This is a genomic window from Variovorax sp. 278MFTsu5.1 (genome assembly GCF_048305045.1).
Taxonomy (GTDB): Bacteria; Pseudomonadota; Gammaproteobacteria; order Burkholderiales; family Burkholderiaceae_C; genus Variovorax; species Variovorax guangxiensis.
Genome location: NZ_CP157622.1, coordinates 689,683 through 715,026, shown reverse-complemented (window position 1 = coordinate 715,026; position 25,344 = coordinate 689,683). Strand labels below are relative to the sequence as shown.

Below are 25,344 nucleotides of genomic sequence, written 5' to 3'. Positions count from 1 at the left end.
GATCAGGCCGAAGAATTCTTCGGCGCGGGCAGCCACGCGAAGGCCGCGATGCCCGCGACCAGCAGCGCGGCGATGGTCGCCAGCACGGCCGTGAGCGGATCGGCGCCATGCGCCGCCGCAATCGATGCGGCCACGCCCGTGCCCCACTGCATCAATGCCACGCCGAGGAACATCGCCATCGTGAAGACGGCCATCGCGCGGCCGGTGAGCGTGGCGGGATAGGCGCCGCGCACGTCGGCGTACTGCCAGACGATGAAGCCCGAGAGCACGCCGATCAGCACCATGCCGGCGATGTCGAGCCAGGCCGAGTGCAGCACCGCGATGAGCGCGAAGAGGCCCGCGTAGCCCAGGCCGCAGACCAGGATCCAGCGGCGGCGCGAGACGGCGTCGCTGCGGCCGAGCCGGCCGAAGAGCGGCGCGCCGACGAGCGAGATCACCGACACCGCCAGCGCCACGTTGCCGCTCTGCACCAGCGAGTAGCCGTGCCGCTCCATCATCAGCGGGCCCAGCCAGAGGCCGCGCAGCGAGATGAAGGCGGCGTAGGTGACGGCGCCCAGCATCATGATGCCCAGCGTGTGCGGCATGGCGAAGAGCGCGCCGAACTGGCGGATGGCCTCGGGGACCGACTCGCGCTTGCCCGCCGAGGCCGTGGCGGGCTCATGCACCCAGAACCAGATCGCCAGCCACGCCAGCGCCGCGGCGAGAGCCAGCACCAGGAAACCCGCGCGCCATGAATACGCCTGCACCAGCCAGGCCAGAGGCGTGCCGGTGACCAGCATGCCCACGCCGCCGATGGCCAGCACCATGCCCGACACGGTCGCGAAGTGCGCCGGCGGAAAGTGCCGCGCGATGAACACCGTGCACACCAGGAAAGCCGGCGCGCAGCCCACGCCGATCAGCGCCTGCCCCGCCACCAGCACCAGGTAGCTGGACGACACCGCCGACAGCAGCGCCCCCGCGATCGCGACAGGAAAGGCAACCAGCACCGTGCGTCGCACGCCGTGCAGGTCGATGCCGATGCCCATGAAGAGCTGCATCGCGCCGAACGCAAAATGAAAAGCCCCCGAGAAGATCCCGAGGGCCTGTGCCGAAAGATGGAAATCGGCCTGCAGCGGACTCGCCATGATGGCGCCCACCGTGCGGAACGCCTGGCTCAGCGCGACCCCGGCGCACAGCGCCAGGACCATCGCCCAGGCCGCGCGCGGCGTCAGGGGCGCAGCATCGCCGGCGGTGCCGCTGTCAGGTGGCACCGTGGCACTTCTTGTACTTTTTGCCGCTGCCGCAGGGGCATGGATCGTTGCGGCCAGGGGTTGCTTCCTTGCGGATGGTCTCGGCCTTCGGCCCGAGGCTCTTCCAGAGCTGGCGCAGGTCGTACACCGCCCAGATGGCGGCGCCGAAGTCATCGAGCCGCTGCTGGCTCACGCTGGGCGGTGCCTCGTCGCTGTACATCGACAGCACGGGCTTGCCGGTGTCGTCCTCGGTGAGGGCGACGATGTTGTCCAGCGCGTCGTTCAGCATGCGCGCGGCGTCCTTGTCGCGCGGCTCGGCCCAGTCCTCGGGCCAGTTCTCCACGGCGTACATGAAGCCCAGCGCCCAGACCTGGGCGAAGGAGGGAATGGCCTCGCCGGCCACTTCTGCGCGCTCTTCCTCGGGCAGGGAGGCGATGGCGCCGCGGGTGTCGAGCACCTCGGGCTGCCAGCTGCGTTCGTCGTCGAGGGTTTCGACGGGGGCGTCGAGGCCCTCCTCGATCTCGATCCAGCGGCGCTTCCAGTTCCAGACGAACTCCATGTGCTGGGCGGACGAGAAGCTGTCGCCCAGCAAAACGGGCCAGTATTCGGACGGCATGATGGGCCGGCGGGTGCAGATCAGGGCGGCCATGAAGCCCTCGCAGAACTCCCACTGGGGGATTTCCTCGTCGTGCTCGCGCATGGCGTCGAGGGCCTGGTCGAGGGCGTCGAAGTCGTCGGGACCGAGGGGGGTGCGGGCGGCGGGGGTGCTGTCGGAGGGCGAAATGGGGTCGGGAATGGTCGTCATGGCAAGTTCGAGGCAGCCCTCTATGATGCAGCAGGCCACGGTCGAGACTATTTCTATGCCCACGATTATTCCGTTTCCGACGCGCTACAGCGCCTTCGCCCTGTGCGTGGTCGGTCTGGTGGCCTGCCTGGCCTTCGTGCTGGTTTCGCCGCACCTGTGGCTGGCCTGGATCGGGGTGGCGGTTTTCGCGGTACTCACAGGTACCGGCGTACACGACCTTCGGCAGGCCCGGCACGCCATCCTGCGCAACTACCCGGTGATCGGCCACCTGCGCTTCCTGCTGGAGTTCATCCGGCCCGAGATGCGGCAGTACTTCATCGAGAGCGACTCCGAGGCCGCGCCCTTCTCGCGCGCCCAGCGCTCGCTGGTGTACCAGCGCGCTAAGGGCGACCCCGACAACCGCCCCTTCGGCACGCAGATCAACGTGACCATCGCGGGCTACGAGTGGATCAACCACTCGATGCGGCCGACCAAACTGGCCGGCCACGATTTCCGCATCGTGATCGGCGGCACGCCGCAGCCGGCCGGCGCGAACCCGGCGCAGGTCTGCACGCAGCCGTACAGCGCCAGCGTGTTCAACATCTCTGCGATGAGCTTCGGGGCCCTGTCGGCCAACGCCATCCTCGCGCTCAACAAGGGCGCGAAGATGGGTGGCTTCGCGCACGACACCGGGGAAGGCTCGATTTCGCAGCACCACCGCGTGCACGGCGGCGACCTGATCTGGGAGATCGGCTCGGGCTACTTCGGCTGCCGCAACGACGACGGCAGCTTCAGCGAGGAACGCTTCACGGCCAACGCGCGCGACCCGCAGGTGAAGATGATCGAGATCAAGCTGAGCCAGGGCGCCAAGCCCGGCCACGGCGGCGTGCTTCCGGCACCCAAGGTCACGCCCGAGATCGCGGCCGCGCGTGGCGTGCCGGTGGGGGTGGACTGCATCTCGCCGGCCTCGCACAGCGCTTTTTCGACGCCCACCGAGATGATGCATTTCGTCGCCCGGCTGCGCGAGCTCTCGGGGGGCAAACCCACCGGCTTCAAGTTCTGCCTGGGCCATCCGTGGGAATGGTTCGGCATCGTCAAGGCCATGCAGGCCACCGGCATCACGCCCGACTTCATCGTGGTCGACGGCGCCGAGGGCGGCACCGGCGCGGCGCCGGTCGAGTTCAGCGATCACGTGGGCGCGCCGCTGCAGGAAGGGCTGCTGCTGGTGCACAACACGCTGGTGGGCGTGAACCTGCGCCACCGCATCAAGATCGGCTGCGCCGCCAAGGTGATCACCGCCTTCGACGTGGCGCGCATGATGGCGCTGGGCGCCGACTGGTGCAACGCCGCGCGCGGCTTCATGATGGCCCTGGGCTGCATCCAGGCGCAGAGCTGCCACACCGGCCACTGCCCCACGGGCGTGACCACCCAGGACCCGCTGCGCCAGAAGGCGCTGGTGGTGCCGACCAAGGCCGAGCGGGTGCAGAACTTCCACCGCAGCACGCTGCACGCGCTGCAGGAGCTGGTGCAGGCCGCGGGCCTGGACCATCCGCAGCAGATCACCGCGCACCACATCGTGCGCCGCATTTCCGATACCGAAGTGCGCCTGTTGAGCAACCTGGTGATGCAGGTGCAGCCGGGCGCTTTGCTCGGCCCGCTCGACGAGCAGCACAATGTCTTCCGTACCTACTGGCCGCTGGCCAGTGCAGAGAGTTTCCAGCCCGTCACGCAGGGCCCGCAGGGGCTGGTGGCGGGTTTCGCAATGGCCGCATGAACCCACTGAGTAGAGGCGCCAGCCGGCGCCCGCAAACGCGCAAGGGCGCAGCTTCGGCGCCCGCGCCCCTTGACGCGATTTCTCCCAGCCCGCCCGCGCCCGGCGACTACGCCGAGTTCCTGCGCGCGACCCTGCCGCAGCAGCAGAAGAACGTGGCCAGCCACCGCTTCGGCAGCGAGCGCGTGTGGCTCAAGAAGGCCGGCCCGCGCCACGGCAAGTGGGGCTACCGCGTGATGGCGGCCGTCGCGCGCATGGCGCGCCTGGACATCATCAAGCCCGTGCCGAACCCCGGCGGCGAGGCCGCCATCGCCACCGAGGCACGCCGCCTCAAGCAGCTCGCCGCCGCCGGCCTGCGCGTGCCGGTGGTGCTCGCGCAGCAGCCCGACGGCCTGCTGATTTCCGACCTCGGCGAAAGCGGCCGCGCGACCGTCGTGCTGCAGGAGCGGCTCGACCAGGCTGCCGCCGCCGGCCCCGCCGCGCTGCTGTCGGTATGGCGCGAGGGCCTCGCCGCCATCGCCGCCGTGCACGTATGCGGCCAGCACCTGAGCCAGGCCTTCGACCGCAACCTCGTGCAGTGCCCCGACGGCGTGATCGGCTACATCGACTTCGAGGACGACCCCGCCGAGGTCATGACCCTGGCCGAATGCCAGGCCCGCGACTGGCTGAGCTACCTGCACTCCACCGCCATGATGCTCGAGGCCGCCGCGCCGCAGGCCGCAGGCCAGCACTGGCACGCGGCCCTGGCCGGCGTGGGCGAAGAGGTGCGCGAGCGCATCGCCAATGCGGCAAGGCGCATGAAGTGGGCGCAGAAACTGCCGGCCAGCCGGCGCTGGGGGCGCGACACGCAGCGCGTGCGGGCGGTGGCGCGGCTGCTGGGGCGGTGGCATCTGCAGCCTGGCAATGGGGTGCAGCACTAGCGGCGGTCGAGGCGCTTCTGCCGCCACTTGCGGAACAGCCGGTCGCCGAGCCAGCCTCCAGCAGGCAATGCGACAAGCTGGATGGCAAGCGCAACCATGTACGCGCGACTCAAGTCGTCGTCATTCTTCGCGAAGTTGAGTTCGTACCACTGGCCCGCCTGGCCGATGAGCTTGTAGAAAAAGAGGCCGAGCATGCCCGCTCCGGCAAGGATGGAAAGCACTCGGATTGCAAGGCTCATGACGCGATTCGGAAGGAGCTGCACACGGGGCGGGGTGTCGCCGGGCGCCCTTCGACATGCGGAAACTGGCAGCGGCGCGGCAGCCTCCTTGCAAGGCCCAAAAGCAACCGAAGCGTCAAGACGGCTATTGCCGATCGGCTCATTTCTTCAGACATCATGGTCGCGCTGCTTGCGAAGCGGCCGGTCTCCGCTGACGTAGGTTGCAAGCGAGCTTGCCGAGCTACATGCTGGAGACCGTGGTCACTACCAGCAAGGAAAGGAGACCGGCCATGCAAGAGATTAGCAAGATCCACGTGGGTTTGGACGTTCACAAGGACAGCATTGCCGTTGCAGTGGCTGAGCCTGGGCGAGCGGCAGCCAAGGTGATCGGCACGATCAGGCACGACGTTCCCAAGCTGCTGAAGTTGCTCGTCAAACTAGGCGACACCGAAGCCGTGCATGTGGTCTATGAGGCAGGTCCCACTGGCTGGGGCTTGCAGCGTGCCTTGACGGCCAAGGGTTACAGCTGCGAGGTCATTGCGCCGTCGAAGATGCCTCGACGTCCCGGAGACCGCATCAAGACCGACCGGCGCGACTGCGCGCAATTGGCCGAGTGCTCGCGTGCGGGACAACTGCGCGCGGTGTGGGTGCCTCGACCTGAGGACGAAGCCATTCGAGACCTGGCACGCGCCCGCGAAGATGCGCTGAACGACCGGCGCCAATTGCGCCAACAGCTCAAGGCCCTGCTGTTGCGCCACGACGTGCGCTTCCCGGGCAAGACCTCCTGGACGCAGGCGCACCATGCATGGCTCGGGAAGCTGAACTTCTCCGAGGTGGCAACGCAGGCAGCATTTATGGACTACTGGATGGCTGTGCAGGCCAGCGATGAACGCCTCAAGCGCCTGAGCTCAGCACTGCTCGAGTACGTCAAGAATTGGCGCTTTGCGCCACAGGTATCGGCGCTGCAGGCGCTGCGAGGCATCGACGTGACCTGCGCCATCGCACTGGTGGCCGAGATCGGGGACTTCAGCCGCTTCGATCATCCGCGCAAGCTCATGGGTTACTTGGGTCTGGTGCCCTCGGAGCGCTCCAGCGGTGAGCGCACTGCACGAGGCAGTATCACCAAGACTGGCAACGCGCATGCGAGAAGGATGCTGAGCGAGGCGGCGTGGAGCTACCGCTTCAAGCCACGATTGGGTGAGCGTGCACGTCGGCGCCAGGAAGGCTTGAGCCAGCAGCTGTGCGCTATTGGCTGGACGGCGCAGGTACGCCTGACGCAGCGCTTCGCAAAGCTCGACGCCCGTGGAGTGCACAGGAACAAGGTGTGTGTGGCCGTGGCGCGTGAACTCACCGGCTTCGTCTGGGCAGTTGCTCAGGCGGCGGACACACCATCGCAGGCAACACAAGGAGGCACGACATGAGCGAGATCGATTCGGTGATGCGACCCACGCACCCGGCAGGGCAACCCTCGTAATGGCTGCATAGGCTCCGAAAGGATGATCCACGACTTTTAGAGCGAGGCAGGCCCGCGACGGATCGATGAAGTGCCGGTAGCCAATCCGCGGATATGAGCATGATTCATCGTCGCTTGCGCGCTCGGGTCGCATCACCCGATCGATCTCATATGAGAAAAAATTAAATCCTCGTTGACGGCAGCGACCATATGAGCCATTTGCGAACCAACCAATCGCCAAGCCAGCCCCCAGCGATGAAACAAAGGACTTGTATTGCAAGGGCAATTGCGAAGGCTTGCGTCAGATCGCTCTCACCTTGAGCCTTGTTCATTTCGTACCAGTGGCCAATGGATACGAGGAGTCCCTTGGTCACAACAAAGCCGAGTCCGAGTCCGCCCAGCACGATGCCAATGAGGCGACGCAGAGCTTTCGAGTGATATCCCGGATTCATATGCGTTGCAGTGGCGACGCTTGGCAGAGGCTCTATACGCGGTCGGACTGTCTCTTACGCCACTTGCGAAACAGCCGATCGCCGAGCCAGCCGCCGATGGCGGCGGCAATCGCCTGGACAGCAAGCGAGAGTGCATAGAGATCAGACAGGTCGTCGAAACTCCGAGCCCGATTCACTTCGTACCATTGACCCGCAGGGATGAGCACGCATACCGCAACGAGAAAGCTGAGCGCCAGCGCGCCGGCCACGATGCAGAGCACTCGAGCAAGTAGTTTCATAAGACAGGCCAGAACCATATGGCTTGTGCTTGGCGCATGTCGGTCAACACTCCTTCCCATGAGATGTGCCACTGAATCAGAAACCACGAAGACCGCTTCGTCATCCGCGAACCATTCCAGAGATCAATGTGGTCACCCTGCCGCCCCTCGCCCCAATAGTTCTGGACGAACACGATACCCGTGCGCCCCGCGATTTTCTCGAACCCATCCTTGCCCGAGTACTTCTCGGTGCGAGACATCAGACCGGCCTTGCCCGAGTCCAGCCAGTTCGCCAGCTCCTGGGCCCTGATCGGGTACTTCGGGCTGTCCTTCTGCCACGAGTAGACGCCCGGAAAGCTGCCGAGGCTCAGGCTGGAGCGGATGAATGCCGCTCCAACGTTGATGGCACATTGATCCTTGTAGATGTTCTTGTCCAGCAAGGCATCGTCGCCCTTGATCGTCGGGTGGTTTGCCCAGAGGGCCGCGAAGGATGGCTGCATGATTTCCAGTTGCTCGAGGCAAGCGGAACCCCGCGATGCCGTCACCGCAACCCCTCGCCCTGCTGAAAATGTAGAGCCGCTTCCAGCAAATTCGGTGATGAAAAGGTTGTCAATTGATTCCTGACGCCAGGAACCAACATCGCCGCTAGCCCGCGTACGCCGCCTGCACCACCACCCCGCGCAGCGCCAGCCTCTTCTTCATCGACAGCACCGCCCGGTCCTTGCTCAGCAGCAGCGCCCTGTGCGCCACGGCGAGGTCGATGAAGATCTGGTCGTCGGGGTCGCTGCACACGCAGGGCGCGCGCGGCGGCGTGCCGTCGAGCATGCGCACGCGTGTGTCGAAGTCGGCGAGCACCGCGGGCGGCTGCAGTTCGCGCTGGGCCATGCGCCGGGCGATCAGCGGGTAGCCCAGCACCCGCTCCAGTTCGACGCGCATGGCGGCGGTGGCGAGCCAGCGCAGCTCGCCGGCGGCCAGCCGGGCGGCCAGCGGGGCCCAGGCGGGGTCTTCGAAGACCAGCAGGTCGAGGGCGATGTTGGTGTCGATGACGACGGGGCCGGGTTCTGTCAACGTCATGGAATGTTCAGGAAATCCGGCCGATGTTGCACCATACGAGGCCGGCGCCAGTTCCATGCCGCCGGTACGCGAAAATACCCGTCCGCATACGCCTTCCTTCGACCACGCCTTCCTTCATGAAACGAATACCGCTGCTCTGCCTCGCCCTGCTCGCCTCGACGGGTGTCAGGGCCGAGTGGCTGACCCTCACGGGCACACCGGGGGACGCCGCCAGCAGCTATGTGCAGGTCGATCCGAGCAGCATCGAGGTGGACGGCTCGCGCCGCAACGTGGCGCTGCGCATGAACCTGAGGGAAGGCCGCCTCAACCGTGACGGCGTCAGGTTCCGCTCGTTCCAGGGCGTCGCCACGGTCGATTGCGACGCCCGCAGCGCCCGCTATGTGAGCGCGAGCTACTTCTCGCTGCCTAATTTCGTGGGCGAACCGGTCCAGGTGAAGCATTTCGAGGAAGGCGACGTTCGCCCGGTGACACTGCCTGGCGCGCCGACCGAGATGGCCGCGCGCATGGTCAACGCGGCGTGCGCAGTGCGGCCGAAGCAGGCGCCCCGGTCCGAGGACGCCGGCGGCGAATCACCGCCGCGCTGAACCCGCGACCATGTCGAAGCGGAACAGCCGGCATTCGATCGGGCCGTTCCACATCGGCACGCGGCGCGATTCCTTCAGGCGCATCTGCCTGGGCAGCTTCAGGTCGGGCGTGAGCACCCAGGCGGTCCAGCCGGCGTAGTTCTTCTTCCAGTGGGCGGCGAGCTGGGGGAAGAAATCGCTGCCGTCCCCTTCGGAAGACTGCGCCGCCTCGCGCGCACCAGGGCGACCTCCTCCCCCTGCGCCTGCCACGCCGCCCACGGCGATGCGCTCGCCGTACGGCGGGTTGAGCATGATCACGCCACCGCCCTCCACGGGCGGCATGCGCTGCAGCGCGTCGCCGCCGCGGAACTCGACGGCCCGCGCCACGCCGGCGCGCTCGGCATTACGCTGGGCGAAATCGACCATGCGGTGCGACACGTCGGAGCCGAAAACCGCCGGGGCGCCGTCACCGGCCACGGCCGCCTCGGCGTCCTTGGCCTCCTGCCTGATCGCCGACCACACGTGCGCCTGGAACGGCAGCAGCTTCTCGAAGCCGAAGCGCCGCAGCGATCCGGCTGCGATGCCGCTCGCGATCTGCGCCGCCTCGATGGCGATGGTGCCGCTGCCGCAGCAGGGGTCGTACAGCGGCTGGCCCGACACCTCGCCGGTCTCGGGGTTCCACCAGCCGCTGGCGGCCAGCATGGCGGCGGCCAGGGTTTCCTTCAGCGGGGCATCGCCCTTGTCCTGGCGCCAGCCGCGCTTGAAGAGCGGCTCGCCGCTGGTGTCGATGTAGAGCGTGCAGGTGTCTGTGGTCAGGTGGGCGAACACGCGGCAGTCGGGCCACTGGGTCTCGATGCTCGGGCGCACGCCGTTGGCCTTGGCGCGGAAGCGGTCGGCAATGGCGTCCTTGATGCGCAGGGTGGCGAAGTTCAGGCTCTGCAGCGGGCTGTGCTGGGCGGTGGTCTCGATCTTGAAGGTCTGCTTCGGTGTGAACCAGATCTCCCAGGCCACGCCGCTGGCGATGGCGTAGAGGTCGTTCTCGTTGCGGTAGGGGGCGTGGGCCAGCTCGACCAGCACGCGCTGTGCCAAGCGGCTGTGCAGGTTGAGCTTCAGGCCGTCGCGCCAGCCGGCGCGCACGCGCACGCCACCGCGCAGGGAGAGCAGGTCTTGCCCGGCGCGGCCGGTCAGGGCGTGCACCTCCTGGGCCAGGAATTCCTCGACGCCGGCGGCGCAAGGCAGGAAAAAGGAGAGATCGTTCACGGAAAACTGGCTACCGGTAAGCCCGAAGCCCGACTAGGGGACTCCATTGTCGCCGCGACGCGAACCTTCCTCTATATAGTCAATTTTGCCGATGACCCCCACGCCCGCATCTCCACCCGCACCGGCCGCCGCCGGCAACGGCGACCGCTTCGCGATCCAGTGCGAGGTGCTGCGGCTTTCGATCCGCCCCATCGGGCCGGTGCTGCTGGCCCAGTACCTGCTGAACTGCGGCGTGGCGGCGCTCTTCGCCTGGCAGGTGTCGCTGGCGCGAGCGCTGGCGTGGATCGCGCTCATCACCGGGGTGACGGTGATGCGCGGCTTCTTCCCGCAGCGCCTGCCCGAGCCCTTCACGCCCGCCAGCCTGCGCGAGGCCCAGCGCACGCACACGCTGCGCACCGCCGTCTGGGAGCTGGCGCACGGCCTGGCCGGCGTGCTGCTGTTCGACCCGGCCAGGGCCGACCTGCAGCTGCTGCTGGGCCTGATCATCATGGGCATGACGCTGTCGTCGGCCTTCTCGGTGTCGTTCTACACGCCGGCCACGCAGCTGGCGATCACGCTGCTGCTGGCGCCGATCATCGTCACCGGCCTCTGGCTGGGCGCGCCGGTGATGGCGGCGGTGGCGGTCATCGGCATCGGCCTGACCGCGATGATGTGGAAGCTGGTGGCCGAGCGGTCGCGCCAGCTCGAGGAGAACATCGGCCTGCGCCTGAACGAACACCGCCTGCGCGAACAGGCCCTGGTCGGCCTGCGCGCCTCCGAGCAGGCGCAGGCAGAGCGGCTGCGCTTCTTCTCGGCCGCCAACCACGACCTGCGCCAGCCGGTGATGGCCATCGGCCTGCAGGCCGAGGTGCTGCGCCAGCAGCTGAACGACGGCGCGAGCATGGAGGCGGTGCAGCACACGGTGGGCTCGCTGGCCCGCGCCCAGCAGGCGCTGGAGGGGCTGACCAACCAGCTGCTGGAAATCGGCCGCATCGAGGCCGCCGTCGATCCGCTGCGCCCCACCAGCGTGGCGCTGGCGCCCCTGCTGCACGAACTGGCGCGGCAGGCGGGTCACGGCCGCGTGCTGGTGCGCTGCCCGCCGGATGCCATTGCCTGGAGCGATACGGTCTCGCTGCGCCGCGTGCTCGCCAACCTGGTCGACAACGCGGTCAAGTTCACGCCGCGCGGGCGCGTGCTGCTGGCGGTGCGGGCCCGCCGGCGCGACACCGGACAGGCCTGGCGGGTGGAAGTGCGCGACAGCGGCATCGGCATCGCGCCCGAAGCGCAGCAGCGCGTGTTCGACGACTTCGAGCAGATCGGCAACGTGGAGCGCAACCTGCAGCGCGGCCACGGGCTGGGCCTGGCGATCGTGCGGCGGCTGGCGGCGCAGCTGGGCATCGAGGTGACGCTGCGCTCGGCGCCGGGGCGGGGCTCCGTGTTCGCCTTCGAGCTGCCTGCCGCGCCCGAGGGAGCGACGGTGTCTCCGCCGCCCGCCACGCCGGCCGCAGGGCAGGACGACGGCACCGACGCTGCGCGCACGCTGCGCCCCGGCCTCGCCGTGCTGGTGGTGGAAGACAACGCGGTGGTGGCCGACAGCCTCACGGCCCTGCTGCGGCAATGGGAGGTGGAACCGCGCGTCTACGGCAGCGCGGCCGAGGCGCTGGCGCTGGCCGACCTGCATGCGCTCGACGCGGCGCTGTGCGACATCCGCCTGCCGGGCGCGCTCGACGGCATCGCGCTGGCCGAGCGGCTGCAGCGGCAGAAGCCTTCGCTGGCGATCGCGCTGATCTCGGCCGACATCAACGAGGCCACGCAGCGGCTGGCCGCCGAGCGCGGCTGGCATGCGCTGCGCAAGCCGGTGCAGCCGGAGGAGCTGCGCCGGCTGCTGCTGGGCGCACAGCAACAGGCGCGCGGCTGACACAGGCGCCGGGGATCGAGCTGGCACGGCCCGTGCTGACATCGCTTCCGGGATATGCTCCGCGCACAGGCCGCCGCCCTGCCTCCGATGTCCACCGACACGCCTTCCACCCTTCCTGCCGCCGGCTCGCGCGGCCTGCGCTACGACCCGTTCGCCATCGCGCTGCACTGGCTGCTCGCGGTGCTGATCGTCGGCTCCTTCGGTGTAGGGCTCTACATGACGGGGCTGCCCTTCTCGCCGCTGCGGCTGAAGGTCTACAACTGGCACAAATGGGCGGGCGTGACCATCCTCGCGCTGTCGGCGCTGCGGCTGCTGTGGCGGCTGGGGCATCGGCCGCCGGCGCTGCCGCCGGGCACTTCGGGCCTGCAGAAGGCGGGCGCCCGCGTCAGCCATACGCTGATGTACCTGCTGTTCTTCGCGGTGCCGCTGTCCGGCTGGGCCTACAGCTCGGCCATGGGCATGCCGGTCTCGTGGTTCGGCATGCTGGCGCTGCCCGACTTCGTGTCCGCCGACCATGATTTCGCCGAGGCGGTGCTGCAGCCGCTGCACCGCAACTGCGCGTTCGCGCTGGCGGGCATCACGCTGCTGCACGTGGCGGCTGCACTCAAGCACCACTGGATCGACCGCGACGGTCTGCTCAAACGCATGTGGCCGGGGCCACGCCAGGAATCTGCCGGATCATGAGTTCACTTACTTCTCGCCTTCCTTCCCGACTTCTCCCGCCGCTGCTCGCGCTTGCAACCGTATTGCCGGCCGCTGCAGGCCCGGCGACGCCGCCCGGCGCGAAGCTCGTCGCCGACAAGAGCCAGATCGTTTTCGTCACCAGGCAGATGGGCGTGCCGGTGGAAGGCAGCTTCAGGAAGTTCGACGCGCAGGTGGCCTTCGATCCGAAGAAGCCCGAGGGCGGCAGCGTCGCGCTGCAGATCGACACGGCCAGCGCCGGCTTCGGCGTGCCGATGAGCGACGCCGAGCTGCCCAGGCAGCCGTGGTTCGACGCCGCGCACTTTCCGCAGGCGAGCTTCCAGTCGAGCGCAATCAAGGCGCTGGGCGAAGGCAGGTTCGAGATGGCGGGCAAGCTCACCATCAAGGGCATCGCCAGGCAGGTGACGGTGCCGGTCAGCATCGCACCGGCGCAGGGGAGCAACTACTCGGTGGCCACCGGAAGCCTTACGATCCAGCGGCTCGACTACAAGGTGGGCGAAGGCGAATGGACCGACACCTCGGTGGTCGGCAACGAGGTGCAGGTGCGCTTCAGGTTCACGCTCGCGGGGCTCGGTCCCCTGTGAGGCCGCGGCCCCTTCCTTCTTCACACGGACATCCCGAATTTCTTCTTTCCTCTCTTTCGTGACACAGGCAGACAAAGCCATGAAAAAGCTTCTTCTCGCCGCGGCCCTGTCGGCCGCCGCGTTCACCGGCAGCGTGACGGCGCAACAACAAGCGCAGCTGCCCTCGGAATTCGCGCCGGCGGCCGCCGCCAAGCCCGCGGGCGGGCCGGCCAGGAACGCCAACTACGTGATCGACCCGACCCACACCTTCGTGATGTACGAGATGGGCCACTACGGCACCACCACCAACCGCGGCCGCTTCAGCACCAAGGACGGCTCGGTGCAGATCGACGGCACCGGCGCCAGCGGCAAGGTCGACATCACGATGGACATCAGCTCCATCAACACCGGCGTCGACCTGCTCAACCGCCACGTGCAGAGCAAGGACTTCTTCAACGTGGCCGAGTTTCCGACCGGCCGCTTCGTGGCCGACCGCATCGACTTCTCCGGCGACAAGGTGGTCGACGTGCCCGGCAAGCTCACGCTGATGGGCCAGACCCGCCCGGTGACGCTGAAGGCCGTGCGCTTCAACTGCTACCTGAGCCCGCTGATCAACCGCCAGGTGTGCGGCGGCGACTTCGAGACCACCGTGGAGCGCAGCGACTGGGGCATCACCTGGGGCCTGAACTTCGGCTTCGAGAACAAGGTGAAGCTGCTGGTGCAGGTCGAGGCGGTCAACGTGCAGTGACACCGGAGGCGACACCATGATGGACACCACCCTCGCCCTGCTCGGCATCGCCGGCGCCATGACCGTGGGCGCGATGAGCCCCGGCCCCAGCTTCGTGATGGTGGCGCGCACCGCAGTGACTTCGCGCGCCGACGGCCTCGCCGCCGCGCTGGGCATGGGCGCGGGCGGGCTGGTCTTCGCGATCGCCGCGCTGGCGGGGCTGCAGGCGGCATTCCTCGCGGTGCCGGCGCTGTACCTGGCGATCAAGGGGCTGGGCGGTGCGTACCTCGTGTACCTGGGTTTGCGCATCTGGCGTGGCGCGCGGCAGCCGCTGGCGGTGGCGCAGGAAGCCGGCGATCCGGCACAGCGCCCGCAGGGTCGGGGAAAGCGCACCTTCCTGCTGGGCCTGGCCACGCAGGTGAGCAACCCGAAGACGGCCGTGGTCTACGCGAGCATCTTCGCGGCCTTCCTGCCGCGCGAGGTGCCGCTGGTGCTGGCGCTCACGGTGCCGGCGGTCATCTTCTGCATCGAGACGGGCTGGTATTCGATCGTGGCGCTGGCGCTCTCTTCGGCGGCGCCGCGCTCTGCCTACCTGCGCTACAAGGTTTGGATCGACCGCGCAGCCGGCGGCGTGATGGGGCTGCTGGGGCTGCGGCTCGTGTGGTCGGCAGTTCGCGGCACCTGAGGCTGCAGAGCTACAGCAGGCTCTCGGGCGTCAGCGGCGCCAGGATCTCGAGCATGGTCCGGTCCCAGAAGCCGGAGTCGGGCTCCTCGGTCAGCACGGTGACCTTGCCGCCGCCCTCGTCGCTGACCCATTCGATGCGCGACTCGTTGCTGCCGTCGGCGAAGCGCAGCCTGTAGGCGCCCTGCTGCTTGAGCACGTCGATGAGCTTCAGCGCCTGTTGCGCCATCTCGGGGCTGCGAATGAACAGGCCGATCTCGGTGTTGTGCGTTTCCGAGCGCGGATCGAAGTTCATCGAGCCGACGAAAAGAATGCGCTGGTCGATCACCGCCGACTTGGCATGCAGCCGGCCCACCGAGGTGCCGAAGAGGCCCAGGCGCACGCTGCTGCGGGTGCGCTTGGTGCTCAGCTCGTAGAGGTCGGCGCCGAGCTTGAGCATGTCGGGCCGGTAGCGGCGGTAGGCGGTGTGCACCAGCGGCTCATCGGTGGCGGCCAGCGAGTTGGTGACCACGCTGATCTTCACGTTGCGCCCGCGGATCTCGCGCATCACGTCGAGCCCCGAGGCGCCCGGGATCAGGTAGGGCGAGACGATGGTCACTTCCGAGCGGGCGCGGCGCATCTGCTCGACCACGTTGTAGCGCACGCTGTCGACGTCCAGCAGCGGCACGCCGCCGTAGGAGGCCGTCTTGCCGATCACGCGCTCGGGCGAATCGGCATAAGCCTCGGCGGTGGTCCAGATCAGGCCGAGCTTGCCGGCGTCCAGGTCTTCGGCCATCGGGCTGTAGCCGAGCAGGTCGTTGGGCGCGGGCTTCGGCGGCAGGGGCGTGGTGTCGGGGCCGGTGGCCAGTTCGAAGCGCTTCTGCAGTTCCTCGCGCGGCAGGTCGCTGGCCACCACGGACTGGATCGGCCGCACGTAGACGCTGTTCCAGTACTGGTCGAACAGGCTGCCCAGGCGCGGGACCAGCGCGCCGGTGACGAAGGTGTCGAGGTCGATGAAGTTCTCGCCCGAGGTGCGCCTGAAGTACTGGTTGCCGATGTTGCGCCCGCCCGCCACCGCCATCGCGCCATCGGCGATGAACAGCTTGTTGTGCATGCGGCGGTTGACGCGGCTGAAATCGAAGAGCGAGGCGGTGAAGCGCTTCAGCAGGCTGCCGCGGCCGGCCGGGAAGGGGTTGAACAGGCGCAGCTCCACGTTGGGCGTGGCAGCCAGGCCAAGCAGCAGCTCGTCCTCGCCGGAGGTGTAGAGGTCGTCCATCAAGAGCCGCACGCGCACGCCGCGCTGGGCGGCGTCGCGCAGGGTGCGCAGCAGGTAGCGGCCGGTCTCGTCGTTCTCTATCTGGTAGTACTGCACGTCGAGCGTGCGCTGCGCGCGGCGCGCGAGCTGGATGCGCGTGTCGAAGGCGAAATCGCCGCCGGGCATCAGGCGGAAGCCGCTGAGGTCGGGGTCGGGCTGGGAGGCCAGCGCGATCTTGCCCAGGGCGGTGTCGGCCGAGACGGCGATGGTCTTGGTGGGCGGGCGCGGGGCCTCGTCGGGCAGGGTGGCGCAGCCGGCGAACAGCAGCACCGCCGCCATGGCGAAGACCCAATGCCCGGCGCGCGACATCAGGCCATGGCTCATCGGCTTCTTTCTAGAGTGCCTTGCGCAGGTTGGCAGGGGCGATGCGCAATGCTTCGCGGTACTTGGCGACGGTGCGGCGCGCGCACTCGATGCCCTGCTCCTTCAGCATCTCGGAGATCTGGCTGTCCGACAGCGGCTTCTTCACGCTCTCCGAGCCGACGAACTGCTTGATGAGCGCGCGCACCGCGGTGCTCGACGCGTTGCCGCCGGTCTCGGTGCCCAGCGCCGAGCCGAAGAAGTACTTGAGCTCGACCGTGCCGAAGGGCGTGGCCATGTACTTGGCGGTGGTCACGCGCGAGATGGTGGACTCGTGCAGGCCCAGCTCGTCGGCGATCTCGCGCAGCACCAGCGGGCGCATGGCGAGCTCGCCGTGCACGAAGTAGCTCTTCTGCCGTTCGACGATGGCGTTGCTCACGCGCAGGATGGTGTCGAAGCGCTGCTGGATGTTCTTGATGAACCAGCGCGCCTCCTGCAGCCGCTGCGACAGCGCCTGGCTGCCCTCGCCCTTGTGCGACTTGAGCGCGCCGGCGTAGATGTCGTGCACGCGCAGCCGCGGCATCACGTCGGGGTTGAGCATGACGCGGAACTTCACGTTGGTGCCGCGCCCGGTCTTGGTGACGATCACGTCGGGAATGACGACGTTGCGTTCCACGTCGACGAAGCTGCGGCCCGGCTTGGGCTCCAGCCGCGCGATGACCTGCAGCGCCGAGCGCACCAGCTCCTCGCTGCTGCGGGTGAGCGTGGCCAGGCGCTTGAAGTCGCGGCGCGCGAGCAGCTCCATGGGCTGCTTGCAGATGGCCAGCGCGGTCTTGCGGACCAGCTCCTCTTCCTCGGTCTCGTCGTCGCTCGCCATGGCGCGCAGCTGGATGCTCAGGCACTCCCCGAGGTCGCGCGCGCCGACGCCGGCGGGCTCCAGGCTCTGCAGCAGGCCGAGCGCCACCTGGAAGTGGTGCACGAGGTCGTCGAACTCGTCGTTGTCGTCACCGGCCAGGCCCGAGGCCAGCGCGGGCAGCGAGTCTTCGAGGTAGCCGTCGTCGTTGAGCGATTCGATGAGAAAGCGCAGCGCGGCGCTGTCGCTCTCGTTGAGCCGCAGGCTCAGCGCCTGGCGGTGCAAAAAGGACTGCAGCGACTCCTGGCTGCGCGCGAGCTCGGTGGCATCGGCGCGCTCGTCGTCGCCGGCGTTGTTCTGGCGCGCGGGCGCGTCGCCGCCCCATTCGCTGTCGTCGGGCGCCATGTCGACGGTGCCGTCGCCTTCCCAGTCGGGCTCGCGCTCGGCGACTTCGGCGGCGGGGCCGTCGGAGTCGGCGGCCGCGGTGCTTTCCGTGGACGAACTGGTGGTGCTGCTGCTCGCGGCCGAGGGGGTGAAGTCGCTCTCGCCTTCGCCTTCACCGCCGTCGTCGCGGGGGACCGGCGCGTCGGCTGTGTCGAGCCCGAATTCCTCGCGCACCGCTTCTTCGGCTGTGCGCTCGAGGAACGGGTTCTCGTCGAGCATCTGCTCCACCTCCTGGCTCAGCTCGAGCGTGGAGAGCTGCAGCAGCCTGATTGACTGCTGCAGCTGCGGCGTGAGCGCCAGATGCTGCGAAACGCGAAGGGACAGCCCTTGCTTCATGATGGAAACCGCCCCCGCGCCTTACATGCGGAAGTGCTCGCCCAGGTACACCCTGCGTACCTCGGCGTTGTCGACGATCTCCGAAGGCGTGCCTTGTGCCAGCACGTGCCCGTCGCTGATGATGAATGCGTGGTCGCAGATGCCCAGCGTCTCGCGCACGTTGTGGTCGGTGATGAGCACGCCGATGCCGCGCTCCTTCAGGAAGCTGATGATGCGCTGGATCTCGATCACCGCGATCGGGTCGATGCCGGCGAAGGGCTCGTCCAGCAGGATGAAGCGCGGCTGCGTGGCCAGCGCGCGCGCGATCTCGACGCGGCGGCGCTCGCCGCCCGACAGCGCCAGCGCGGGCGAATCGCGCAGGTGGTCTACGCGCAGGTCGGCCAGCAGGTCGCTCAGGCGCTCCTCGATGTGCTCCTTCGACAGCGGCACCATCTTGCCCTTCGCGTCGGGCTCGCTCTGCAGCTCGAGCACGGCGCGCACGTTTTCCTCGACCGTGAGCTTGCGGAAGATGGAAGCTTCCTGCGGCAGGTAGCTCAGGCCCATGCGGGCGCGGCGGTGGATCGGCATGTGGGCGATCGGCTCGCCGTCGATGGTGATGTCGCCGGCATCGGCGCGCACCAGCCCCACGATCATGTAGAACGAGGTGGTCTTGCCGGCACCGTTCGGGCCGAGCAGCCCGACGACTTCGCCCTTCTGCACGTCGAGCGAAACGTCCTTCACCACCGTGCGGCTGCCGTAGCTCTTCTTCAGGCCGCGCGCGACCAGGCGGCTGCCCGGTGCGCCGTTGGCGTCCTGCGTTCCTGCGGATTCGATCACTTGCGCGTGTCTCCCTGGTCACTTCCGAGCGTGGTGCTCGGGCGCAGGCCCTTGCCGGGTGCCGGGGTGACTGCCGGAGGCGGTGCCTTGGCACCACCGGCCGGGGCCGAGGCGCCCGCGGCCGGCGCGGTGGCGGCCTTCGGGGTGAGGATGGTTCTGACGCGTCCGCCCGGTGCCGAGGCGTTCACGGCGGTGTTCGGGGGCACGGTCGAGCCATTGACGGTGTAGGTGTCGTTGCTCTGGTCGTAGACGATCAGGGCGCCCTGGCTCTCGTCGTTCGGCGTGGCGCCCAGCAGGCGGCGCATGACGGCGTTGCGGATGAACTTGACGTTGTCGGCGCGGCTGTCGTACTCGATGACTTCCGACTCGCCCTCGATCCACTCGTCGGGCGCGTTGCGCTTCTGCTTGTAGTAGGCCCGCTTGCCCGGCGCCGCCGTGACCACGCCGTACTGGTAGCCCTCGGCGTCCTGGCGCACATCGAGGCGGGCGCCACGGATGATGATCGTGCCCTTTGTCACCAAAACGTTGCCGGTGAACACGCTGGTCTGCTTCAGGTCGTCGTAGCGCATCGAGTCGGACTCGATGTTCATAGGCTTGGAGCGGTCGGCGGTCTCCGCCACGGCTCCCGATGCGAGGCCTGCCAGCAACAGCGCGCCGGCGGCCAGGCGGCCGATGCGACGCAGGAAGGGGGTTGTGGGGTAAGAGTGCAATGTCATAGAGGCACGAAACTTGCTCGGCATTGTATGCGGCTGAGTGCTCCAGCCCCGCACGCACAGATGAAAAAGCCCGCCTAGGCGGGCTTGACTTTCTTTCTGGTTTTCTCCCAGAAACACGCGCAACCGCGCGGTACGGCTCGGCTTTTGGCGCTCAGCCCTTCTTTGCTTCACCGATGAGATAGTTCACGACCTGAAGCACCTTGGTCATGTTGCCGGCGGTTTCACCGTCGACATACCAGCGGCCGGCCACGGCCATAGCGGGCACGCCGGCCACCTTGTAGGCATCGGTCAGCTGCGAAGCGCGCTTGGCCTTGCTGGCCACGCCGAACGAGGTGAAGGTTTCCTTGAACTTGGTGGCGTCCAGGCCGTTGGCGGTGGCCCAGGCAATGATGTTGGCGTCGCCGTTCACGTTCTGGCGCTGGGCGTGGATCGCGTTGAACACCTTGGGCTGGAACTCGTCGACCTTGCCCATGGCTTCGAGCGCGTAGTAGAGGCGCTGCTTGGCCTCGACGTCGTTGCCCACGAAGGGCACGGGAATGCGGCGGAAGGAGACCTCCTTCGGAATGGTCTTGAGCCAGGCTTCCAGCGTCGGCTCGAAGTCGTTGCAGTGCGGGCAGTTGTACGAGAAGAACTCGACCACCTCGACCTTGCCCGCGGGGGCGTCGACCGGCACGCGCTTGTCGAGCACCAGGTACTCGGAACCGGCCTTGGGGGCGCGCGCCTGGGCGTGGGCCGTGCTGACACCCAGGGACATCAGCCCGAGCGAAGTGGCGGCCAGCGAAAAGTCACGACGTTTCATTTGAAAGGGTTCTCCAGTTGGTACGGCAGACTGAGCCGGCGCGCGGCGGGGAGTTCCACTCCCCTGCTCGACGGCGCGCCCGAAGCTACGAAAGGCGATATGAAAGGCGACGAATGGTGGCGGCAAACGCCGTCCGGCGGGGCTTGAGGGCTATTCCGGCTGTTGTGTGCGGCGCTCAGCGCTGCACGCGGACCAGCGCGGAATCCATGCCGCCGCCGTCCAGACGTTCCTTCAGGCGGTCGGCGTCGTCCTTCTTGCTGAACGGACCGGCGCGCACGCGGTAGACGGTGCGGCCCGCCTGCTCGCGCTCGGTGACCTTGGCCTCGACGCCCATCAGCGACAGCTTGGCGCGCTGCGCCTCGGCGTCCTCGGTGGTGCGGAAGGCGCCGGCCTGCACGAAATACATGAAGGGATCGGGCCCGGAGCCGCTGCTCGCATTGCCGCTGCTGCTCGGCGCGGCCGACGCGGTGGTCGTGCCGCCGGAGCCGGAGACCTGGCCCGAACGCGCGCGGGCCAGATCGCCCAGCGGATCGTTCGATTGTTGCGGCAGGGCGTTGGCCTCGGCCGGCACCGGCGCGGTGCGCTGCGGCTTGGGCGCCACCACCACGGGCACCGGCGGCGCGGTGTTGGGCGAAGCGGTGGCCGGAGCGGCGGCGGTGTTGCCGGTGGCGGGCTCGCCGGTGATGGGGTTGACCGGGCCGGTCGCAGCCGCCGGCGTCGCCGGCTTGGGAGCGCCCGCCTTGCCGGCGAGCGGCGCGTTCGGGTCCCAGTCGCGGTTCTTGCGGGCCTCGGCCTCGTCCTGCTCGGCGCCGCCGCGCTGCGTCTTGGTCACGAACGGGATCGGCACCTTGGTCACATAGACCGCGATGCCCAGCGCGACGCCCAGGCCGAGCACCAGCCCGATGATCAGGCCGATGACGATGTTGCCGCGTTGACTTCTTGTCTTCTTCATGGTGAGGGAGTTCACATCTTGCTCGGCGCACTGACGCCGAGAATCGCGAGGCCATTGTGCAGCACCTGCGCGCAGGCGGCGACAAGAGCCAGACGAGCCTTCTTCAAGGTCTCATCGTCGACCAGCACGCGCTCCGCGTCGTAGTAACTATGGAGATTCGCCGCGAGTTCACGCAGATAGAAAGTCACGTCGTGCGGCGCAAAATCCTTGGCTGCGGCCGTGAGCATCTCGGGGTACTTGGCCAGTTGCAGCATCAGCGTCTGAGCCTGCGGTGCTTCCAGCGACGACAGATCCACGGAACTCAGCGAGGCAACGTCACCGCCCCAATCCCGAATCATCTTGCAGATACGCGCGTGCGCCATCTGCACGTAGTAGACCGGGTTGTCATTGTTCTGAGCTAGCGCCAGATCGATGTCAAACAGGAATTCGGTGTCGGGCTTGCGGCTCAGCAGGAAGAAGCGCACAGCGTCGGTGCTGGTCCACTCGATCAGGTCGCGCAGCGTGACGTAGCTGCCGGCGCGCTTGCTGATCTTGACCTCCTCGCCGCCCTTCATCACGCGCACCATGGTGTGCAGCACGTAGTCGGGGTAGCCCTCGGGAATGCCTTCGCCCGCGGCCTGCAGGCCGGCGCGCACGCGCGCGATGGTGCCGTGGTGGTCGGTGCCCTGGATGTTGATGACCTTGTGGAAGCCGCGCTCCCACTTGGCGATGTGGTAAGCGACGTCGGGCACGAAATAGGTGTACGTGCCGTCCTGCTTCTTCATCACGCGGTCCTTGTCGTCGCCGTAGTCGGTCGACTTCAGCCACAGCGCGCCGTCCTGCTCGTAGGTCTTGCCCGCGGCCACGAGCTTGCGCACCGCCGCCTCGACGCGGCCGCTGGTGTAGAGGCTGGACTCCAGGTAGTACTGGTCGAAGCGAACGCGGAAGGCCTGCAGGTCCAGGTCCTGCTCGCGGCGCAGGTAGGCCACGGCGAACTCGCGGATGGCGTCGATGTCCTCGATGTCGCCGCTGGCGGTGACTTCGCGGTCTTCCGACTTGACGGTCTTCTTCGCCTTGAAGTCGGCCGCGATGTCGGCGATGTAGTCGCCGTTGTATGCAGGCGCCTTCTCGCCGCTGGGCCATTCGGCGTCGCCGGGCTTGAAGCCGCGCGCGCGCAGCTGGGTGCTGTTGGCCAGCGTCTGGATCTGCACGCCGGCGTCGTTGTAGTAGTACTCGCGCCACACGCTCTCGCCCTGCGAGGCGCGCAGGTTGCAGATGGCGTCGCCGAGCGCCGCCTGGCGGCCGTGGCCGACGTGCAGCGGGCCGGTCGGGTTGGCCGAGACGAACTCGACCAGCACCTTCTCGCCGGTGGCCGGCTGCTGGCCGAAAGTATTCCCGGCCGACAGCACCTCGCGCACGATCTGCTGCTTGGCAGCCGTCTTCAGGCGGATGTTGAGGAAGCCGGGCCCGGCGATCTCGATGGCGTCGACCCACTGGGCGAACGCAGGGGTGGCGAGCAGCGCCGCGCTCAATTCCTCGCCCAGTTCGCGAGGCTTGCGCCCCAGCGGCTTGGCGAGCTGCATCGCTGCCGTGCAGGCGAAATCGCCGTGCGCGGCCATCTTGGGCGACTCGAACGCGGCCTTGGAGCCGGCGCCGGGCGAGAGGGATTCGAGCGTGTTCGCGAGCGCCGCGAGCAGCTCCTGTTTGACCAATAGCATCCGGAAATTTTACCGGGGGCAAACCCGGGCGCAGTTGACGATCGTCATCCGATCGTTGAGCTGGCCCGTTACGATGGTCGGCCCCGAGGCGGGGAACCTGTCACAAATCAACCTAGCGAGGACATATCACCATGAAGAAGCTCCTTTCCCTGGTCGCACTGGGCGCCTGCCTTTCCTTCGGCGCAGCACAGGCTCAAGACAAGGCTCCCGCTCCGGCCGCGGCACCCGCGGCTGCCGCCCCCGCAGCAGCCCCCGCCGGCGGCGCAAGCTGCGAAGCCAAGGCCGTGGACAAGAACGGCAAGGCCCTCGCCGGTGCCGCCAAGGCCAGCTCCATCAAGAAGTGCGAGAAGGAAGCCAAGGCGGCCGCAGGTCCCGCATGCGCGGCCAAGGCCGTGGACAAGAACGGCAAGGCCCTCGCCGGTGCCGCCAAGAACAGCTTCATCAAGAAGTGCACCGCTGACGCAGCCAAGGCCTGAAACGGCACCGCGCTGAGCTCACAACTGTGAAAAAGGCCCGCGTCCGCGGGCCTTTTTCTTTTACTTCAGCGCACCCAGCAGATTGTTGAAATCGTCGGTCCAGGGCCTCTGCCCCGGCTCCGTGGCGATCGGGGCCGCGCCCGCGCGTATGGGCTCGCGCGCCAGCGCCTGGGGGTCGCGCGAGACCAGCACCCAGTCGGTGCGATGCAGCCAGTCGGACTGCTCCGCCAGGTCGTGCACCAGCACCGCGTGCAGGCCGCGCGCGGCGGCCACCCTGGCGATCACGGGCGCCAGCGCCAGGAAGCGGTTGGTGACGTGAAAGGCGATCACGCCATCGGGCCGCATGTGGCGCAGGTAGACGTCCATCGCCTCCACGGTGAGCAGGTGCACCGGCACCGAATCCCCCGAGAAGGCATCGACCGCGAGCACGTCGAAGCCCTGCGCCGGTTCGCGCTCCAGCGCCAGCCGGGCGTCGCCCGAAACGCGCTCGATGCGCGCGGCGCTGTCGCGCAGGAAGCTGAATTCCTTGTCCGCCAGCGCGAACACCAGCGGATTGATCTCGTAGAAGCGGTAGACGTCGCCGCTGCGCCCGTAGACCGCGAGCGTGCCGGCGCCCAGCCCGATCAGGCCCACGCGGCGCGGCCCGGCCGGCGCCGCGGCGATGGCGCGGCCGATGCCCGAGGTCTGGCCGTAGTAGGTGGTGAGCTCGCGCCGGCGTGCGGGGTCGGTGAACTGCGAGCCGTGCTTGACCGATCCGTGCGCCAGCTGGCGCGTGCTGTCCGAGGGCGGATCGCGCTTCATGTCGTACACCTGCAGCGCCCCGTAGAAATTGCGCTGCAGGCTGCGCGCGCCCAGGTTGTCGCTGGCGATCTGCCGCAGCAGGAAGAAAGTGCAGCCGGCGGCCAGCACCACGCAGCCCACCCGCAGCCATGCCCGCCGGCGCAGCACGGCCGCCGCCGCCAGCGCGGTCAGCATCAGGCCGAGCCCCAGCTCGTAGTACGCCGCCAGAACATGCGGCGCGACCAGCCCCACCATCACCCCGCCCAGCGCGCCGCCGAGCGAGAGCATCAGGTAGAAACGCGTGAGATAACGCGGCCCCGGCCGCAGCCGGGCGGTCTCGCCGTGCAGGAACATGCACAGCACGAACAGCCCCGACACGTACAGCGGCAGCGCGATCCGCACGTTGGCGCCGATGGAGTGCTGCAGCCCGAAGGCGCACAGCAGCAGCATGGCGGCCCCCAGCGGCAGGAACACGCCGCGCCGGTACCAGCGGTCGCTCTCGAAGCACAGCACGAAGGTCAGCAGGTACAGCGACAGCGGCAGCACCCACAGGAAGGGCACGGCCGCGACGTTCTGCGTGATGTGGTTGGTCACCGCCAGCAGCAGCCACGACGCCAGCGCCGGCAGCGCGAGCCACAGGAAGCAGTCGAGCGCGCGCGGCGGCCTTTCTTCCGCCGGCGCGTCGGCGGACTCCGGCGCGGCCTGCTGCCGGACGTCTTGCGGCCAGCGCCGCGCCATGTACAGCGTGGTGCCCGCGCACAGCAGCGCGAACGCGCCGTACCCCCACGACCATCCGTGCGCCTGCTGCAGCAGCGTGCTGCGCGGCTCGATCAGCACCGGGTAGCTCAGCAGCGACAGCAGCGAGGCCAGGTTCGACAGCGAGAAATACCGGTACACCTGCGCGCCCCACGGCGTGCGCGCCACCCACGACTGCACCAGCGGCCCGGTGGTCGAGAGCAGGAAGTAAGGCAGGCCGATGGTGCAGGCCAGCAGCCCGAGGATGCGCCAGGCCGGGTCCTCTGTGCCCACCGGCTTCCAGTGGGCGCTCACCACGATCGGCAGGAAGGCCAGGCTCGCGAGCAGCAGCCCGACATGCAGCACGGCCTGCGCGCGCATGCGCAGGTGGCGCGCGACCCAGTCGGAATACGCGTAGCCCGCGAGCAGCACGACCTGGAAGAACACCATGCAGATCGACCACACCGCGGCCGAGCCGCCGAACCACGGAAGGATCTGCTTCGCGATCAGCGGCTGGACCAGGAACAGCAGGAACGCGCTGCTGAAGATGGTTCCGGCAAACAGGAGCTGGATGCCGGCGCGCCCCATGCCGCG

The 25,344-nt window shown here is 68.2% G+C and carries 25 protein-coding genes; 10 read left to right on the top strand and 15 right to left on the bottom strand.

Annotated features, from left to right (window positions below; genetic code table 11):
* Positions 1-2: 2 nt before the first annotated feature.
* The gene (locus ABL844_RS03160) at positions 3-1,187 is read right to left on the bottom strand and encodes an MFS transporter (protein WP_418131872.1); all 1,185 of its coding nucleotides are present in this window, start codon (positions 1,185-1,187) and stop codon (positions 3-5) included.
* A 52-nt stretch (positions 1,188-1,239) separates the two neighbouring features.
* Complete coding sequence (locus ABL844_RS03155) at positions 1,240-2,034, bottom strand: UPF0149 family protein (RefSeq protein ID WP_184639993.1); 795 nt, start codon at positions 2,032-2,034, stop codon at positions 1,240-1,242.
* Positions 2,035-2,089: 55 nt separating this feature from the next.
* On the opposite strand from ABL844_RS03155, the gene ABL844_RS03150 reads away from it, so the two are divergent.
* The gene (locus ABL844_RS03150; RefSeq protein WP_418130457.1) at positions 2,090-3,787 is read left to right on the top strand and encodes an FMN-binding glutamate synthase family protein; all 1,698 of its coding nucleotides are present in this window, start codon (positions 2,090-2,092) and stop codon (positions 3,785-3,787) included.
* Positions 3,784-4,704: a hypothetical protein gene (locus ABL844_RS03145; protein WP_418130456.1), complete on the top strand. Its 921-nt coding sequence runs from the start codon at positions 3,784-3,786 to the stop codon at positions 4,702-4,704. The genes ABL844_RS03150 and ABL844_RS03145 overlap by 4 nt, the downstream gene beginning before the upstream one ends.
* Here the strand turns inward: ABL844_RS03145 and ABL844_RS03140 are convergent.
* Positions 4,701-4,943: a hypothetical protein gene (locus tag ABL844_RS03140; protein ID WP_184639998.1), complete on the bottom strand. Its 243-nt coding sequence runs from the start codon at positions 4,941-4,943 to the stop codon at positions 4,701-4,703. The two genes, ABL844_RS03145 and ABL844_RS03140, sit on opposite strands and share 4 nt — an antisense overlap.
* Before the next feature lie 269 nt (positions 4,944-5,212).
* On the opposite strand from ABL844_RS03140, the gene ABL844_RS03135 reads away from it, so the two are divergent.
* Positions 5,213-6,343 (top strand): IS110 family transposase, encoded by a 1,131-nt coding sequence (locus ABL844_RS03135; RefSeq protein WP_418129293.1) that lies wholly within the window; start codon positions 5,213-5,215, stop codon positions 6,341-6,343.
* A gap of 516 nt (positions 6,344-6,859) precedes the next feature.
* Here the strand turns inward: ABL844_RS03135 and ABL844_RS03130 are convergent.
* The 3 genes from ABL844_RS03130 to ABL844_RS03120 form a co-directional block, all read right to left on the bottom strand.
* The gene (locus tag ABL844_RS03130; protein ID WP_311737034.1) at positions 6,860-7,075 is read right to left on the bottom strand and encodes a hypothetical protein; all 216 of its coding nucleotides are present in this window, start codon (positions 7,073-7,075) and stop codon (positions 6,860-6,862) included.
* Positions 7,076-7,101: 26 nt separating this feature from the next.
* Positions 7,102-7,584 carry a T6SS effector amidase Tae4 family protein gene (locus ABL844_RS03125; RefSeq protein WP_418130455.1) on the bottom strand — a complete coding sequence of 161 codons (483 nt, stop codon included), beginning with the start codon at positions 7,582-7,584 and terminating at the stop codon, positions 7,102-7,104.
* 145 nt (positions 7,585-7,729) lie between these two features.
* Entirely contained in the window at positions 7,730-8,158 is a 429-nt protein-coding gene (locus ABL844_RS03120; RefSeq protein ID WP_184640005.1) for a PIN domain-containing protein, read from the bottom strand.
* A 116-nt stretch (positions 8,159-8,274) separates the two neighbouring features.
* Here ABL844_RS03120 and ABL844_RS03115 point away from each other — a divergent pair, with 116 nt between their 5' ends.
* Positions 8,275-8,742, top strand: coding sequence for a surface-adhesin E family protein (locus tag ABL844_RS03115; RefSeq protein ID WP_184640007.1), 468 nt, complete (start codon positions 8,275-8,277; stop codon positions 8,740-8,742).
* Here the strand turns inward: ABL844_RS03115 and ABL844_RS03110 are convergent.
* Positions 8,728-9,981 (bottom strand): THUMP domain-containing class I SAM-dependent RNA methyltransferase, encoded by a 1,254-nt coding sequence (locus ABL844_RS03110; protein ID WP_369659837.1) that lies wholly within the window; start codon positions 9,979-9,981, stop codon positions 8,728-8,730. The genes ABL844_RS03115 and ABL844_RS03110 overlap by 15 nt on opposite strands.
* 91 nt (positions 9,982-10,072) lie before the next feature.
* Between ABL844_RS03110 and ABL844_RS03105 the strand changes: the two genes are divergently transcribed.
* The 5 genes from ABL844_RS03105 (at position 10,073) to ABL844_RS03085 (ending at position 14,555) form a co-directional block, all read left to right on the top strand.
* Entirely contained in the window at positions 10,073-11,878 is a 1,806-nt protein-coding gene (locus ABL844_RS03105; protein ID WP_418130454.1) for an ATP-binding protein, read from the top strand.
* An 87-nt stretch (positions 11,879-11,965) separates the two neighbouring features.
* Complete coding sequence (locus ABL844_RS03100) at positions 11,966-12,562, top strand: cytochrome b (protein ID WP_369662491.1); 597 nt, start codon at positions 11,966-11,968, stop codon at positions 12,560-12,562.
* The gene (locus tag ABL844_RS03095) at positions 12,559-13,164 is read left to right on the top strand and encodes a YceI family protein (RefSeq protein ID WP_418130453.1); all 606 of its coding nucleotides are present in this window, start codon (positions 12,559-12,561) and stop codon (positions 13,162-13,164) included. The genes ABL844_RS03100 and ABL844_RS03095 overlap by 4 nt, the downstream gene beginning before the upstream one ends.
* A gap of 79 nt (positions 13,165-13,243) precedes the next feature.
* Positions 13,244-13,891, top strand: coding sequence for a YceI family protein (locus tag ABL844_RS03090; protein WP_126022195.1), 648 nt, complete (start codon positions 13,244-13,246; stop codon positions 13,889-13,891).
* A 16-nt stretch (positions 13,892-13,907) separates the two neighbouring features.
* Positions 13,908-14,555 (top strand): LysE family translocator, encoded by a 648-nt coding sequence (locus tag ABL844_RS03085; RefSeq protein ID WP_126022196.1) that lies wholly within the window; start codon positions 13,908-13,910, stop codon positions 14,553-14,555.
* A 10-nt stretch (positions 14,556-14,565) separates the two neighbouring features.
* On the opposite strand, the gene ABL844_RS03080 is transcribed toward ABL844_RS03085, so the two are convergent.
* The 7 genes from ABL844_RS03080 to argS all read right to left on the bottom strand — a co-directional run bounded on the left by ABL844_RS03080 (position 14,566) and on the right by argS (position 22,759).
* On the bottom strand, positions 14,566-16,170 hold the full coding sequence (locus ABL844_RS03080) for a phospholipase D family protein (protein WP_418130452.1): 1,605 nt from the start codon (positions 16,168-16,170) through the stop codon (positions 14,566-14,568).
* Between the two features lie 10 nt (positions 16,171-16,180).
* Positions 16,181-17,779, bottom strand: coding sequence for an RNA polymerase factor sigma-54 (gene rpoN / locus ABL844_RS03075; RefSeq protein ID WP_418130451.1), 1,599 nt, complete (start codon positions 17,777-17,779; stop codon positions 16,181-16,183).
* 21 nt (positions 17,780-17,800) lie between these two features.
* Positions 17,801-18,595, bottom strand: a complete 795-nt coding sequence (gene lptB, locus ABL844_RS03070; RefSeq protein ID WP_184640021.1) for an LPS export ABC transporter ATP-binding protein — start codon at positions 18,593-18,595, stop codon at positions 17,801-17,803.
* On the bottom strand, positions 18,592-19,311 hold the full coding sequence (gene lptA, locus ABL844_RS03065; RefSeq protein ID WP_126022200.1) for a lipopolysaccharide transport periplasmic protein LptA: 720 nt from the start codon (positions 19,309-19,311) through the stop codon (positions 18,592-18,594). The genes lptB and lptA overlap by 4 nt, the downstream gene beginning before the upstream one ends.
* Before the next feature lie 151 nt (positions 19,312-19,462).
* Positions 19,463-20,110: a thiol:disulfide interchange protein DsbA/DsbL gene (locus tag ABL844_RS03060; RefSeq protein ID WP_126022201.1), complete on the bottom strand. Its 648-nt coding sequence runs from the start codon at positions 20,108-20,110 to the stop codon at positions 19,463-19,465.
* 175 nt (positions 20,111-20,285) lie between these two features.
* On the bottom strand, positions 20,286-21,062 hold the full coding sequence (locus tag ABL844_RS03055) for an SPOR domain-containing protein (protein WP_418130450.1): 777 nt from the start codon (positions 21,060-21,062) through the stop codon (positions 20,286-20,288).
* Positions 21,063-21,073: 11 nt separating this feature from the next.
* On the bottom strand, positions 21,074-22,759 hold the full coding sequence (argS, locus tag ABL844_RS03050) for an arginine--tRNA ligase (protein ID WP_418118914.1): 1,686 nt from the start codon (positions 22,757-22,759) through the stop codon (positions 21,074-21,076).
* A gap of 131 nt (positions 22,760-22,890) precedes the next feature.
* Here argS and ABL844_RS03045 point away from each other — a divergent pair, with 131 nt between their 5' ends.
* The gene (locus tag ABL844_RS03045; protein WP_418130449.1) at positions 22,891-23,235 is read left to right on the top strand and encodes a hypothetical protein; all 345 of its coding nucleotides are present in this window, start codon (positions 22,891-22,893) and stop codon (positions 23,233-23,235) included.
* Between the two features lie 60 nt (positions 23,236-23,295).
* Here the strand turns inward: ABL844_RS03045 and ABL844_RS03040 are convergent, their stop codons facing one another.
* Positions 23,296-25,338 (bottom strand): spermidine synthase, encoded by a 2,043-nt coding sequence (locus tag ABL844_RS03040; RefSeq protein WP_418130448.1) that lies wholly within the window; start codon positions 25,336-25,338, stop codon positions 23,296-23,298.
* Positions 25,339-25,344: the final 6 nt, after the last annotated feature.